Origin of the sequence: Skermanella rosea (assembly GCF_016806835.2) — a bacterium.
Lineage (GTDB): Bacteria > Pseudomonadota > Alphaproteobacteria > Azospirillales > Azospirillaceae > Skermanella > Skermanella rosea.
This window is the reverse complement of record NZ_CP086111.1, coordinates 1550329-1564870: the sequence shown is the minus strand read 5'-3', so window position 1 is coordinate 1564870 and position 14542 is coordinate 1550329. Positions and strand designations below refer to the sequence as shown.

Here is a 14542-nt window from a genome sequence, read left to right as displayed (position 1 = left end):
AGTCCTCCGGCCGGAGTCCGACTCCGGGTAGGCCCTGAAGTTCCGTACGGTGTCGGCACCGGCGCCGACACCGTACGGAACTCATGTCTCGGCCGATCAGATCAGGCCGCGCTCCTTGGCCTGGCGCATCAGCACGTACTGGCGCATCATCTGATTGCGGAAACGATAGCGGAAGCCACCGGGCTCGACGATCCGCTGCAGGACGCCGCCCCGCTCGTCGTCGCTCAGCCGGCTCAGGGGATACTGCAGCGACAGCAACGGCAGGGGCTCGCCCGACTCGCGGATGGGAACCTGCGCCATGTCCCCGGGGTGGAAGCTGCCGTACTCGTCGGACCGGCACTGAGCCGCGACGTACAGGACGTCGGAGAAGGACGCCTTGCGGTCGGGGCCGAGAGCCTTGTTGTACGCCTCCACGATTCCGCGCTCCGCCTCTTGCACGCAGCGCGCCACGGCATAGGCGAGGTCCCCGCCGTTCACATGGGTGGCACCCCGGCTGACCGCGCTGCGCGCGGCGTGGAGCGCCAGGAGCTGCGCGTAGTACGGCAGCCCCTTGGCCAGCATCACGATCCGGTCGCGCACCTCTTCGCTGAACCCCACCCCGGCCGCATCGGAGCCGGCCAGGATGATCCGGTCGATCTCCTTGTCACTCATCAGCGGCAGGTGGACCGCGACGAGGGAGCGCTGGATGGAGGGATGCTTGCCCAGCAACTGGTCCAGGCTTTCGGCCACGCCCACGACGAACAAGGTCACCGGGATCGAGCTGTCGGTCAGGTTCTTGATCAGTTCCGCCAGCTTGTTGCGCAGATCCTCGCTGGTCACCCGGTCGTATTCGTCCAGCACCAGCAGGACATGGGCACCCTGGATTTCGGCCAGCACGTCGTTCAGCTCGGTCACGCTGAACTGGCCGGCCGGCAACAGCTCGTCGAAGCTCGACAGGGTGCGCCTGGCGGCGAACGGGTTGTCCACCTCGGAGCGGTAGAAGGTGCCGGGGATCCGCCTCAGGAAGTTCCGGAAGATATCCTCGAAGCTCAGTTCGGCGCTGCAGGTCAGCTTCAACGTGAAGTAACCGGCCTGCTGGGCGATCTGCTGGATGGCGTTGGCGAGCGACGTCTTGCCCCGGCCTCGGTCGCCGAACAGGACGACGTGCGCCCGCTCCTCCTCGATCGCCGCGATGATGCGGCGCAGGGTGTTCAGCCTGCCGACGAACAGGGAATTGACTTCCTGCTTCGGCCGGGTCGGGGTGAAGGCCTCGCGCAACGCCTTGTTGAGCTCGGGGGTAAGGCCGGGAAGATGCCCGCTGGAACGCGACCGCAAGGTGCCGGCGACCGGCAGCGAAAAGCGCGGCAGTTCCAGTTCCTCGTCGTCGCCCCGAGGCCGCGGCGCCGGATGGTCGTCTCCCTTCCGCGCATGCAGCAGGTCGGATGCGGACCGCATCATCAGGCCCCGGTCCTCGGCCGCATGACCGGCGTGACCGAGTCCGCCCTGCCGGGAAACCGCAAGATCCTCGTCCTCGCCAACGTCCCGGTCCGAGTCGTCCCGGTCCGAGTCGTCCAGGTCGGGATCGCCGAGGTCGGACACCAGCCGCGGCCCGAACGGTGTCACGCGCGGGTCCAGATCCGGCCGGACATTCTCACCTGCGCCGGCCTCACCGAACTGGGGATTACGCCGCTTCCGGAAAAAGTTACGCATACGTCGGTTGTACCTTTGAACACACGGTTGATGCCACGGTCAGTCGTCGGAAACCATGCCCATAACAATTTGGGGCCGGGTCGCGGGTTCCCTCCGGGGTGCGATGGTATATACCTCGGAGGGATTTCCCCTCGGTCAGGATGCGATCGCGGTCCGCTCCTCCGGCTGACCGTAGCCTGCGTTCAGAACCGAGCGCTCGATTTCCTTCCAGGCCCGGAGGGCCAGGCTGTCCGGAAGCTCGACGTCGTCCATGCGGATGATGTCGCCGCGCTTCAGCGGACGGGTGATCACCGCATCGGCGAGCAGCCCGATCGGAACGTGTCCCACGGTGTCGGCGATGCGCACCGCCTCCCCGCGCACGTCGAAGCTGCCGATGCCCGAGGCGATCCGGTCGCCCGGCTTCAGGTCGCGCTTCACCACGGTGCAGACGCTGGCGACCGGCGTCGCCGAGTTGTCCAGGAGGATGCGCCGCTCGTTGACGACCCGCTTGATCGTCTTCAGGATCTCCAGATGCACGAAGATGTTGTGCTTCAGGATGACATAGTAGGGGCCGTCACCCAGCTTCAGGTAGCGCAGCGCGCCCTTCTGACGGGGGTCGTGCTTGCCGACGATGAAGACGCCGTGCGGAAGCTTCAGCGACAGGACATAGTCGCTGATCGGCTTGCCGAGCCGGTCCGCGGCTTCGGCGAGTTGGGTGCCGCCGGCCTTCAGGTCGTCCTCGGGGACGCCCAGCAGGCCCGGCTTCGCGATCTCGGCGCCCAGGCCGTTGGCGACGAAAGCCTGTTCGATCTGGACCTTCGTGCCGTCGGTGAAGGAGGTCACCATCGGCAGGCTGATGCCGCTCCGGTTGCCCCAGTAGGTCATGTCCTCCAGGCTCGGGTCGTGGTTCAGGAAGCCCTTGATGTTCCCGTAGACCAGCGGCTCGAAGCCCATCTCCAGCGCGTCCTCGCGGAGTGCCGCCTGATCGCCCGGCTGGTCGCCCTCGGCCTCGGTCACCAGTCCCTTGCCGACGAAATAGGATCCGGCGGTGATGTGGAACTCCGAGTTCATCGTGACCACGGGCAGGTTGGCGCTGAGCGCCGCAGCCACGACGTCCGTCGCGTGGATCGCGTCGCCGGTGCATTCCAGCACGACGTCGGAGTTCTCGATCAGGTCGGCGAGCGAGTTGGTCAGCAGCTCCGGCCGGGGAAAGCCCGTGCAGCCCTCGATCGGGCGGCGGGTCAGGACGCGCGACGCCGTGAAGCCCTTCTGCCGGTCCAGCGCCATGATGAAATGCGAGGAAATGAAGCCGGTGCCGACGACACCGATCCGGATCTCCGGATTGTGCTGCATGATAATCTCCCTTGGGGGGCGGCCGTCAGGCGACGGCGCCCCGACAATCAGATGTGTTCGCTGTCCGACTTGAACTCCGGCCGCCAGCCGGAGAAATCCTGCTCGAGCAGCCGAAGCAGATATTTTCCATATCCCGACTTCATCAGCGATGCGGACAGGTCCGCAAGCTGGCTATCGGTTATGTACCCCATGCGCCAGGCGATCTCCTCCGGGCAGGCAACCTTGAGGCCCTGCCGGGCCTCGATCACTTCGATGAAGTTGCCGGCGTTCAGGAGGCTGTCGTGGGTTCCCGTATCGATCCAGGCGGTTCCCCGGCCGAGCAGCTCGACCGAAAGCTTGCCGCGGTCCAGATAGACGCGGTTGAGGTCGGTGATCTCCAGCTCGCCGCGGGCACTGGGCTTCAGGTCCTTGGCGATGCCGACGACGTCGCTGTCGTAGAAGTACAGGCCGGTGACGGCGAAGTTGGACTTCGGCTTGGCCGGCTTCTCCTCGATGTCGGTGACCCGGCCGTCGTGGTCGAAGGCGACCACCCCGTACCGTTCCGGATCGCTCACCTGGTAGGCGAACACCACGCTGCCGTCGGTCAGCTTCGCCGCGCGCTGGAGGCGGTCGGTGATGCCGTAGCCGAAGAAGATGTTGTCGCCCAGGATCAGGGACACCGGGTCGTTGCCGATGAAGTCCTTGCCGATCAGGAACGCCTGGGCCAGGCCGTCCGGGCTGGGCTGGACGGCGTAGCTGAGGTTCATCCCCCAGCGGGAGCCGTCGCCCAGCAGCCGGGCGAACAGGTCGCGGTCCTGCGGCGTGGTGATGATCAGCACGTCGCGGATACCCGCCAGCATCAGGGTGCTGAGCGGGTAGTAGATCATCGGCTTGTCGTAGACGGGGAGAAGCTGCTTGCTCACCACGCTGGTGATGGGAGCAAGCCGCGTCCCTGACCCGCCGGCCAGGATGATCCCCTTCATTCAGCCGCCTCCGAACGGCGCAGGCTCTCGGCCTCGGCTTCCGGGATATCGAAGATGCCGCCGTACAGCTCGACCTTCCGGATGATCTCGTGCCACTTGACCAGGTTCTTGTACCAGTCCAGCGTGATCGTCTCGGTGGTGCGGTCCAGTTCGCCGGACTCCAGCTTGGCCGCGATCTCGCGGATGCCGTCCTCGGCGACGCGCTGGGCCTTCCAGCCGAGCGACTCGATCCGGTCGAACGACACGCGGTAGGAGCGGGTGTCGGCATCGCCGTACCACTCGATCTCGACCTTGTTCGGCAGGGTGTCCACGACGATCTGGGCGAGCTGGCCGATCTGGTAGTTGTTGGCCTCGGAGCCGACGTTGAAGATCCGGCCGTTCACCTTCTCGGCGGGAGCGGTCAGCATGAACATCTGGGCGGACGCGGTGTCGCGGACATGGACCATCGGGCGCCACTGGGAGCCGTCGCGCATCAGCGGCAGCTTGCTGGTCTTCCAGGCGCCAAAGGTCATTCCGTTGACGGCCAGGTCCAGCCGCATGCGCGGGCTGTAGCCGTAGACGGTCGCCTGGCGCAGGACGATGACGGTGAAATTGTCGTCGGCCAGCGGCAGCACGCCATGCTCGGCCTGCTCGTTCGCCTTCGCATAGGTGGTGAGCGGATTGGTTGCCGTTTCCTCGTTAGCAACAACTCCGTCGGGCTGGAAACCGTAGATGCTGCACGACGACGGCAGGACATAGCGCTTCACGCCGGCCTGCTTGGCCAGCTCGGCACACCGCACCCGGGCGCGATGGTTGACCGCCCAGGTCACGTCCTGGAACAGCTCGCCGCTGGGATCGTTGGAGATGGCGGCGAGGTCGATGACCGCGTCGATTCCGGCGAAATCCGACACGGAGAGGCGACGGACATCCTCGCGGACCATTTCCAGGTCCGGGTGGGACTTCAGCAGTTCATGACCGAAGAAGAACCGGTCGACCGCACGCACGGCATAGCCCTGTTCGAGCAGCATCGGAACGAGAGTTGTGCCGATATAACCGCCGGCGCCGGTGACCATCACACGCTGCATTGTATATTCCTCGGCTGGTGCATAATGGTGCAAAGCACGGGTTCCGCGAACTCCGCGAATATCTTGCCCCGGTGCGTTGACCGTAATTGTTTCGGGTCTAGAGACGTTTCAGGTCTAGAAACAAGGGGTCGCGTTCTTCGTCCCTTGTCTGTGACCATTTTAAGCGACCGTGACGCTGTTCACAGCTATCGCTTCGGTAGTTACTCGATTAATCGAACGGAGATGCCTAGCATTCGTTCCGCGATGTCTGGAGAGGAAATCGGGGTGCTCTTATCAGGGTCCCCCTTTCACACTCTCCAGACCCCTGCGATACTCTCCTCAGAAGGCATCCTTCAGGTCGCGCAGGCGCGGCTGGACTTTGTCCTTGTCAGACAACACGGCCTGGTCGCCGGCCACCGGCCAATCGATTCCCAGGTCCGGGTCGTTCCACAGGAGGCCGCGGTCGTGACTGGGAGCGTAATAGTTGGTCACCTTGTAAATGACCTCCGTATCGGGCTCCAGAGTCACGAACCCATGGGCGAAGCCCGTGGGAACCAGGATCTGCCGGCCGGACTCGGCATCGAGGCGGGCCTTGACGTGCCGGCCGAACGTCGGCGAATCGCGCCGCAGGTCGACCGCGACGTCCAGGATCGCTCCCCTGATCACGCGGACCAGCTTGTCCTGCGCATAGGGCTCGAGCTGGAAGTGGAGGCCGCGGACGGTACCCACGGGAACCGACAGGGAGTGATTGTCCTGCACGAATTCCTTCGTGAAACCGATGCCCTCCAAGGCTTTCCGGTTGTAGGTTTCGACGAAGAAGCCGCGGTGATCGCCGAACTTGCGGGGAGTCAGCAGCTTGACGTCGGGGATTTCGGTTTCAACGATTTCCATGATGCCGCAACTCAGAAGAGGCGTTCCGGAATGCGGACGACATCGTCCGGCAGAACCCGGGTATTGATCGGAGCGCGCCGCTCGATCTTTTCCGGATCGTTGCCGCGGGTGACCAGGATGTAGTCCTGGCGGCCGCGATAGGTGTAGCCGCCCGCCATCGCGACGGCGGTGGTGGCCGTCATGCCGTTGGCATAGGGGTACTGACCGGGATTGTTGACTTCGCCGATGATGTAGAAGGGCCGGAAGGTGATCACTTCGGCGCTGACGCGGGCGTCACGCACATAGCCTTCGTTGAGCTTCTGGGCGATGGCCGTCTCCAGCTGCCGGGACGTCTTGCCCTTGGCTTCGACCTCGCCGACGAGCGGCATCGCGACATATCCGGCGCCGTCGACGCGGAAAGTGCCGGAGAGCTGCTCCTGGCCGAAAACGGTGATGCGGACTTCGTCGCCTGCTCCGAGCTGGTACTCGCCCACGGTCGCGGTCTGCGTCTCCAGCGGCGCGTTCGAGCCGGTGTTCTGGCAGGCCGCCAAGCTCACGGCCACGACGCAACCGGTCGCAACTTTCTTCCAGGTAGCAAAAAGCATCGGTTCCTCTTCTCTGGGCCTTGCCGGATCGTCGCGGGGCTATATCACGCCTGACCGGCCCTCCGGAATGCGGGCACTCCGCATCCCTGCCCCCTTACGACCACGCGAATACTATCGACAATGCGCCTAAACTGAAAAAGAGGAGAGGAATTAAGCCTATGGCATTAATAGAATGCATTGATTCTGATTTTTTATCCATGGTTCGGTAGACGTCTGCGTTACCGAGGTTTCGGGCCGATATCGCCGCCAGAGCCTTCGGCAGCCCATTGTCTCCACTATCGGAAATTTCGGATAAGTTCAAAACGAAAGGCGGCGCCTGCTGGGCAGGCGCCGCCGGTCTAACGAAGCGATCTGGAAAACCGTCAGAGCTGGGCGCCGAGGCGCAACGCGATCAGGTTCCGGTCGTAATCGTCACCCGCCTGGTTGGAGTCGCGGCGCGAGAAGGTGTAGGTGCCCCGGAGATAGAAGTTCCGGTTCAGCGTGTAGGTAGCGCCGGCCTGGAACAGGTAGAAGTCCTCTTCCCGATCGGTCTCCTGATAGTCGTCGATCCGATACTCCGCCCGCGCCGACAGGATCACGTTGCGCAGCAACTCGTGATCGACTCCGATCTGGAAGGTCGAACGATCGCGGGGATTGGGGGTGGTACCGAAACCTTCCTCGATCCCGCGGGAAACGTCGCCGGAAATCGTCGTGAGCTGCGTGACGGCGTAATCGAGCGACAGGCCATAGGCGGCCCCGGTGAAATCGCCGTAGACATCCTCATCGTAATCGCGCGAGAGGTAGCCGGCGAAGACTTCGCCGGTCAGCAGCGAGGTCAGGTCGATGGTCGTGCCGACCACCGCTTCATAGCCGTCGCTGTCGGGCGGCAGCACACCTTCGTCGTATTCGGTGCGAACATAGGTCAGGCGCACGAACGGCCGGTATCCGGGCGACAGGTCGTAACCGACCTGACCCGAGACGGAGTAGGCCCAGTTGTCGCGGTCGTCCTGGTCGAGGATGGTTCCGCCGATAGAGGCGACGTCGTCGTAGTCCTCGTTCTCGGCACCGACGCTGAAACTGGTCAGGAATCGATTGAACCGCTGCGTGTACTCCAGTTCCGCACCGCTCCGGGTGAACTCCACCGGCTCGGATGCCGCGTCGGGAGTGTCCGGGTCGCCGCGGTCGTCGTGCAGCTTGCGGTGCGCCAGGTCGAGCGACACCGCCGACTCGCCGGTGATGTCGAATCGTCCACCGCCGGTGACGAAATAATCGACGTAGTTCTCGCTGGTGTTGTCGGCATAACGGCCGATGTCGGCTCCGGCTCCGAAGCGCAGCTGGTGCCGGTTGAAGTCCGACCGCACGGCGACCGACGGCAGAACCTGGAACAGGAAGTCGCCTTCCTCGTTGGTGTCGGAGGCGAAGACGTTATCGTCGTAGGTCGTGCCAAGCTCGATCTTCGGGAAGATCAGGAAACCGCCTTGGCGGATGCCCAACGGATCCAGTTCCGGCCGCGGACGGTCCAGGATGCTGGCCCCGCGCTGAAGCTCCTGGGCAATCACCGCGGTGCTGGTCCCCGCCAGCAGAGCGGCCGCACCGAAGAGCAGTGGCAAAGTCTTGATCTTCATCGCCCCCACCGAAAATGGCAATCTGTTGAACATACTAAAAAGCCCCTCAGGCCGGCTCTTCACGAACCGGCGGACCCTAATGAAGCCAGAAACGCCAATGCAAGCAACCATGCGGGCGCATTGATGCGCGTTTGTGCATCATGTGTGCCCAATAGACAACATATATCCAATAGGATAGGCAATTCCGCCGAATGCGGCAGAGTCTTCGGTGAATTTGCCCTAGCCGCCCGCGCTACCCGTCGACCCGACTCTCCGCCTTCGCAAGGCGGCGCCCCAGACTGCGGCAATATTCGGGAAGCCCGCCGCTTGGCCATGACCAGTCGGTCACCGACATGATCTTGGTCACGTCCAGGACAAATTCATCATGGATGCGCGGCGATGTGACGACCAGCTCGCCCCGGCCGAACCCCTCGATCACCCAGAGCGCCATGCGCCCCACCTCGACGCAGGCGCCGGATCCGACATTGTAGGTCCCGACCAGCCGATGGTTGAGCGCGGCCCTGATCGCCGCCGCCACCTGCTCCACCGGCAGGAAGTCGCGCCGCACGAAGGGGCTGACGTCCAGCATTATCCGGTTCTCGCCGGCGAGCCGCCCGAGCATCAGGCTCATGAAGCTGGGCCGGGCTTCGAGACGATCGTACCCGACCACGTTCCCGATCCGGAGGATCGTCAGCCGCTCGCCGAGAAGGTTGACCAAGACCCGCTCGATGGTCAGCTTGTTCCGCCCGTAGGGATCGATCGGGCCGACCGGACTGTCCTCCGCCGCCCCGAAGGCGTACTCCGGCGCATAGACCTTGCGGGTGCTGAGCATGACGTAATCCAGGCCCAGTTCCGCCGCCGCCCGTCCCAGGCGAAGGTCGATATCCAGGTCGGCCCTGTAAGGCCCGCTCCGGAGTTCGGGATGATAGGCGAAGTTGACGATCCGGCCGATACCGTCGAGCAGATCCGGCCGGTCCAGTTCGTCGTGGCCGACGTAACGGCAGTTCGGAACGCCTCCGCAGTCGCGCAACGCCCTGGCAAGCAGGCTGTTGCGGCCGACGATCAGGGTAGCGTCGCCCATCAGTCCTCTCGGGCAAGTCGATTTCGGTTCAGGCTGGCCCTTCACGGGGTTGGCATCATAGGCCCGCTCCGCCGGCGCGCGACAGGGCAATCGGATGCATTCGATCGGATTAACCTCCGGTAAAATGTTTAGAAATATTATCGTATGATCAGGCAACAGCGATCCGGGAACCGTCCATGTCCATGCCAGCGTCGAACCGCCGAGTGACCTATACCCTGGCAACCCTCAGGCGGGGCGTCTGGCAGACCAGCGGCACGATCGACAGCCTGGACTCCGCCCTCGCCAAGGCACGCGAGACGCTGGGCACCGGCAAGGTCGAACGGGTCAAGGTCGAGCAATGCTTCACCGATCCCGGAGCCAAGCGCGCCGTCATGACCACCGTCTTCGAAGAGGAGGGCGCGACCCCGCCCAGGTTCGAGGTCAACGCCTGGATGCTCCTGGGCGTTTCCGTGCTGCTGGGGATCGCCGCGTTCCTGATCACCGGCTTTCTGCTTCGGAGCCCAGGCTCCTGAACCTTTTCGCCTCCCCGTCCCTTATTCCCGTACCGCAAGCGTGGAAGAGAATCAGGGAGAGGAAAGACATGACCGACGAGCGCGATCTCAGGAAGCCGGGGGAAAGGCCCGTTCCGCCGCGTCACCCCGGCAACGATCCCGCGATGCCGCCCTATGCGCCCGGCGGAGTCCCCGAACCGACCCAGGGCGAGGAAACCGCCAGTACGACCGAGGAGCGGGAAGTCCCGCCGTCGGGCTTTCCGCCCAAGCGCGCTCCCTGAACGATCCGGGGAGTGATCCGGAGCGGCGCGGGCAACGGAACCACCAGCGCCGCCACTCCGCTGCCGTGTTGCCTCGATGCAACAGTTGTTCGTTAATGTGTTCGGAAATCGGCCTGACGCTCGCTTCCATATTGCATCTGCGAGCGCATTCATTAATTTTTGCATTGCAGCAAGCGATTGCTGCTTCGCCCTTGTTGGGCGTTTCCTCCCTAGACTCAGGCCGCTCTCGAGGCGGCCTTTTTTCTGCCAGATCGCCAAAGCTTGGGCAAGCCTGTACAGACGACGTAAGACACTGCCTTTGGGTATAGGCGGCGACGGGCTTCACGGCCGGATCCTGCCCACGACCTCCCCTCCCGGGCGCAGGACCACGACTTCCCCGGATGCGGGGTAGATTCCCGTCAGCGCGGTGACATTGACCTGGTGAGTCACCATTACCAGCGTCCCCGGCCCTTGCCATCCGGCCATCAGGTCCCTGACGGCCGCCGTCTGCGCGGCGCCGTCGTCACGGTTGCCGAAGAAGGAATTCAGCGGCTCGAAGACCTCCACCGGCCCCAGTTCCATGAGTTCGGCGGTGTCGACGCAACGGCACCAGGCGCTGCTCAGCACCCGTGCGCCCGTCACGCCACGCTCCCGCAGTTCCACTCCGAACCGCCGGGCCCAATCCCGCCCGGCCTCGGACAGCAGCCGTTGGGTCGAGCAGTCGTCCAGGCGGAATCCCGGCGGGTCCCCCACCCCGGGAACGGTTACGGCATGCCGCATCAGTGCCACGTGACCGCCCTGCTCCAGGGCCGCCCAGGCCGCCGGCTCGTCGGCCCGGCCCGGCGCGGCGGCCAGCAGCAGGATCAGGCAAAGCGCGAGTCGGCGGCCCGTTCGGAGGATGGTCTGGCGAAGCATGCGGATGGTCGTTCCCGGTCCGTTATCCCTCCCGCATCAGGTAGGCCGCCCGGTCAATCCGCCAAGCCGGGCACCGTCCCCGGTTTGGACCGGTGGCTGATCGCGAACGCCTCCTCCGGCGACTTCACCAGATGATGGCGCCCATAGAGTCCGAAATAGGCGATGCCGGTCAGGAACCAGATCGCGCATCCCCACACCCCCGGCCGGTACTCCGGATTGAAGAACAGCGACACCAGGGTCACCACCGCGATGACCAGCGCCACGACGGCGCCGGGAACCCCGAGCGGGCTGACGAAGGGCCGCTCGATGTGCGGCAGCTTGGAACGCAGCAGGATGAAGGACACGAGTTGCATGATGTAGCTGATCATGGCCCCGAACACGGCCATGTTGAGCAAGGCCGCTCCCACCAGCGCGCTGCCGGAATACTGCATCACGAAGGCGACCAGGAAGCCCAGGGTGGCGCCGGCGAACAGGGCGACGTGGGGCGTCTTGCGCTCGCCATGGGTGACCGACAGCCATTTGGGGAAATAGCCGGCGCGGGCCAGGCTGTAGATGTTCCGGCCATAGGCGTAGATGATCGCGTGGAAGCTGGCGATCAGCCCGGCGGCGGCGATCATCGCCAGCAGCTTCACCCCGATGCCGTCGCCGAAGATGGTCTGGAAGCCCAGGAACAGCGGCTCGGTCGAGGTCCCGACCTCCTTCGCGCCAGGCGCTATGCCGGCGGACAGGAACAGCGTCAGAAAGGCCAGCGCGATCAGCGTCAGGATGCCCAGCAACAGGCCGCGCGGCATGTCGCGCTTGGGGTCGTGCGCCTCCTCGGCGGCCAGGGGAAGCTGTTCGATCGCCAGGAAGAACCAGATGGCGAACGGCAGCGCCGCCAGGACGCCGGCCCAGCCGAACGGCAGGAAGGCGCTGCCGCCGGGACCCGGCTCGATGTTCAGGGCGTTCGCCGCGAAGTCGAAATGGCTGATGGCGCCGACGAAGAAGACGATCAGGATCGCCAGCGCGATGAAGGTGATCACCAGGGTGAACTTGAAGCTCAGCTCGACGCCCCAGTAGTTCAGTCCCACGAAGATCACATAGCAGAACAGCCACCACATCGGCGCCAGTTCCGCCGGGGTCCCGAAGATGGCACCGAGATAGCCGCCGATGCCCACCACGATCACCGCCGGGGTCAGCACATATTCCATGTTCTCGCCCAGGCCGGTCAGGAAGCCGCCCCACGGCCCCAGCGCCGACCGCCCGAAGCTGTAGGCCCCGCCGGTGTGCGGCAGCGCCGGCGACATCTCGGCCAGGCTGAAGCACAGGCCGAGATACATGACGACGACGATCAGTGTCGCGATGAACAGGCCGCCGAAGCCGCCGGCGCCCAGCCCGAAGTTCCAGCCGAAGAAGTCGCCGGAGATGACCGCGCCGACGCCCAGCGCCCACAGCGACCACACCCCGGCATATTTTCTAAGCCCCCGCTTCTCGAAATAGGCGGCATCCACCGCATGATACCGGACACCGTCTATGCTCTCAGGCTCTGACATGATGACCTCCAACCCTTGGTTTCAGGCATTTTGGCGGCCGGTGGACGATCCTCTATCTTCTTCTTGTTTCTTGGTCTGTTTTCGTCAGCGGATGCCGCGCAGGCGCTCGCCCCTCCGCCGCAGGGCCTCCATGACCGTCATCAGCAGGACCGACAGGACGATCAGCAGGGTGGCGGCGGCGGCGATGACCGGGCTGATATTCTCCCGGATGCCGTCGAACATCTGGCGCGGCAGGGTGCGGTCCTGCGGACCGGTCAGGAAGAGCGCCACCACCACCTCGTCGAACGAGGTGACGAAGGCGAACAGGGCGCCCGACACCACGCCGGGCAGGATGATCGGCAGCGTGATCCGGAAGAACGCCGTCGCCGGGTCGGCCCCCAGGCTGGCAGCCGCCCGCGACAGGTTGGTGTCGAACCCCTGGAGCGTCGCCGACACGGTGATGACCACGAAGGGCACCGCCAGCGCGGTATGGGCGAGCGTCAGGCCGACCAGGCCGCCGGTCAGCCCCAGCGGGGCATAGAAGAAATAGACGCCGACCGCGACGATCACCAGCGGCACCACCATGGGCGAGATCACCAGCGCCAGCAGCAGCGAGCGGCCGGGAAATCGCGCCCGCTGCAATCCCAGCGCGGCCAGCGTTCCCAGCACCGTGGCGAGCAGGGTCGCGGCGCACGCCACCACCACGCTGTTGCGGAGCGACGACAGCCAGCGCTCCGACCCCAGCAGCTCCTCGTACCAGCGCAGCGAGAGCCCCGGCAGCGGGAAGTTCAGGAAGGACCCGCTGCTGAACGACAGCGGGACGATCACCAGGATCGGCAGGATGAGGAAACCCAGCACGAGCGCCGTGATCGCCCACAGGCCGACATGCCAGGCGCGCTGGGTGGCCGTCGCGTGGGGCGGCAGGTTCAGGATCGGTCTCATGCCCGTCTCATCCCATCCGCATGCGGTCGACTCCGACCAGCCGGGCATAGACCCAGTAGAGCAGCAGCGTCGCCACCAGCAGCACCGAGCCGAGCGCCGCCGCCATGCCCCAGTTGATCGTCTGGTTCGTGAAGAAGGCGACGAAATAGCTGACCATCTGGTCCCCGGCCCCGCCCACCAGGGCAGGCGTGATGTAGTAGCCGACTCCCAGGATGAAGACGAGCAGGCAGCCGGCCCCTACCCCGGGGATCGTCTGCGGCAGGTATACCCGCCTGAAAGCCGTGAAGGGCGTGGCGCCCAGCGACGTCGCCGCCCGCACATAGGCCGGCGAGATGCCGCGCATCACGCTGTAGAGCGGCAGCACCATGAAGGGCAGCAGGATGTGGACCATGGCGACATAGACGCCGACCCTGTTGTAGACGAGCTGGATCGGCTCGCCGATCAGGCCGATCCACTGGAGCGCCTCGTTGATCGGCCCCTCCCGCTGGAGCAGAACGACCCAGGCTCCCGTGCGCACCAGGATGGAGGTCCAGAACGGCAGCAGCACCAGGATCATCAGCAGGTTCGAGATGCGGGGCGGCAGCGACGCCAGCTTGTAGGCCAGCGGGTATCCGAGAGCGAGGCACCACAGGGTGACCACCGCCGCGATCCAGAAGGTCCGCGCGAAGATGTCGAGATAGATCGCCCTGTCCGCGGAAACCGGCACGATCGATCCGGAGGCGTCGATCTCCCGGTCGAGCGCGGCCAGCAGGTAGTACGGCGTGACGGGTGCGGCGGCCCGGCGCATGACCGCCCAGGTCGCCGGTTCGCTCCAGGCCGGGTTGCGCGCCGCCAGCGTCTGCCGCCACGTCCCGTCCGGCGCTTCGGGCAGGCCGCGGGCCGTGGCGAACAGCACCGACCGCATGTTCGGGATCTCGTAGGTCAGCCGCTTCGCCACCCCGGACAGCGACCGGTCGCGCTGGCCGGCCGCCAGTTCCCGCGCGAAGCTCGCGAACACCGCCTCCGGCGGCAGGCCGTCGCCGTCCCATTGCCGAAGCGCCGCCGCGGTGTCCGGCATCACCGACGGCAGCTCCGAGTTGTCGACGCTGCGCACCAGCATCAGCCCGATCGGCGCCAGGAAGAACACTGCCAGGAAGACGAAGAGGGGCGCCACCAGCGCCACCGCCTCCAGCTTGCGGCGGCGCTCGGTCCGCCGCAGTTGCGCCCTCAGGTTTCGCGGTCGCTCCTGCGGCCGCGCCGACGGGATGGTTGCCGTCAC

14 protein-coding genes are annotated in these 14542 nt (G+C 65.3%); 2 read left to right on the top strand and 12 right to left on the bottom strand.

The window, feature by feature from the left end:
- Nucleotides 1–96: 96 nt before the first annotated feature.
- The 8 genes from JL101_RS07250 to JL101_RS07215 all read right to left on the bottom strand — a co-directional run bounded on the left by JL101_RS07250 (nucleotide 97) and on the right by JL101_RS07215 (nucleotide 9165).
- Nucleotides 97–1602 (bottom strand): AAA family ATPase, encoded by a 1506-nt coding sequence (locus tag JL101_RS07250; protein WP_228435332.1) that lies wholly within the window; start codon nucleotides 1600–1602, stop codon nucleotides 97–99.
- 222 nt (nucleotides 1603–1824) lie between these two features.
- Entirely contained in the window at nucleotides 1825–3021 is a 1197-nt protein-coding gene (locus tag JL101_RS07245) for a hypothetical protein (RefSeq protein ID WP_203101205.1), read from the bottom strand.
- 47 nt (nucleotides 3022–3068) lie between these two features.
- Nucleotides 3069–3983 carry a glucose-1-phosphate thymidylyltransferase RfbA gene (gene rfbA, locus JL101_RS07240; RefSeq protein WP_203101203.1) on the bottom strand — a complete coding sequence of 305 codons (915 nt, stop codon included), beginning with the start codon at nucleotides 3981–3983 and terminating at the stop codon, nucleotides 3069–3071.
- Complete coding sequence (locus tag JL101_RS07235) at nucleotides 3980–5047, bottom strand: NAD-dependent epimerase/dehydratase family protein (RefSeq protein WP_203101201.1); 1068 nt, start codon at nucleotides 5045–5047, stop codon at nucleotides 3980–3982. The genes rfbA and JL101_RS07235 overlap by 4 nt, the downstream gene beginning before the upstream one ends.
- 318 nt (nucleotides 5048–5365) lie before the next feature.
- The gene (gene rfbC / locus JL101_RS07230; protein ID WP_203101199.1) at nucleotides 5366–5917 is read right to left on the bottom strand and encodes a dTDP-4-dehydrorhamnose 3,5-epimerase; all 552 of its coding nucleotides are present in this window, start codon (nucleotides 5915–5917) and stop codon (nucleotides 5366–5368) included.
- Between the two features lie 11 nt (nucleotides 5918–5928).
- Complete coding sequence (locus JL101_RS07225) at nucleotides 5929–6501, bottom strand: polysaccharide biosynthesis/export family protein (protein ID WP_201072495.1); 573 nt, start codon at nucleotides 6499–6501, stop codon at nucleotides 5929–5931.
- 362 nt (nucleotides 6502–6863) lie between these two features.
- A complete protein-coding gene (locus JL101_RS07220) occupies nucleotides 6864–8105 on the bottom strand; it encodes an outer membrane beta-barrel protein (RefSeq protein ID WP_203101198.1) in 1242 nt (413 codons plus the stop codon).
- Nucleotides 8106–8337: 232 nt separating this feature from the next.
- Nucleotides 8338–9165, bottom strand: a complete 828-nt coding sequence (locus JL101_RS07215; protein ID WP_203101197.1) for an NAD-dependent epimerase/dehydratase family protein — start codon at nucleotides 9163–9165, stop codon at nucleotides 8338–8340.
- A 176-nt stretch (nucleotides 9166–9341) separates the two neighbouring features.
- On the opposite strand from JL101_RS07215, the gene JL101_RS07210 reads away from it, so the two are divergent.
- On the top strand, nucleotides 9342–9677 hold the full coding sequence (locus tag JL101_RS07210; protein ID WP_203101195.1) for a hypothetical protein: 336 nt from the start codon (nucleotides 9342–9344) through the stop codon (nucleotides 9675–9677).
- 68 nt (nucleotides 9678–9745) lie between these two features.
- The gene (locus JL101_RS07205; protein WP_203101194.1) at nucleotides 9746–9937 is read left to right on the top strand and encodes a hypothetical protein; all 192 of its coding nucleotides are present in this window, start codon (nucleotides 9746–9748) and stop codon (nucleotides 9935–9937) included.
- Nucleotides 9938–10258: 321 nt separating this feature from the next.
- On the opposite strand, the gene JL101_RS07200 is transcribed toward JL101_RS07205, so the two are convergent.
- The 4 genes from JL101_RS07200 to JL101_RS07185 all read right to left on the bottom strand — a co-directional run bounded on the left by JL101_RS07200 (nucleotide 10259) and on the right by JL101_RS07185 (nucleotide 14542).
- Nucleotides 10259–10831, bottom strand: a complete 573-nt coding sequence (locus tag JL101_RS07200) for a histidine phosphatase family protein (RefSeq protein ID WP_203101193.1) — start codon at nucleotides 10829–10831, stop codon at nucleotides 10259–10261.
- A gap of 53 nt (nucleotides 10832–10884) precedes the next feature.
- Nucleotides 10885–12363 (bottom strand): ethanolamine permease, encoded by a 1479-nt coding sequence (eat, locus tag JL101_RS07195; RefSeq protein WP_203101192.1) that lies wholly within the window; start codon nucleotides 12361–12363, stop codon nucleotides 10885–10887.
- An 84-nt stretch (nucleotides 12364–12447) separates the two neighbouring features.
- Nucleotides 12448–13284 carry an ABC transporter permease gene (locus JL101_RS07190; protein ID WP_203101190.1) on the bottom strand — a complete coding sequence of 279 codons (837 nt, stop codon included), beginning with the start codon at nucleotides 13282–13284 and terminating at the stop codon, nucleotides 12448–12450.
- Nucleotides 13285–13291: 7 nt separating this feature from the next.
- On the bottom strand, nucleotides 13292–14542 hold the full coding sequence (locus JL101_RS07185; protein WP_228435331.1) for an ABC transporter permease: 1251 nt from the start codon (nucleotides 14540–14542) through the stop codon (nucleotides 13292–13294).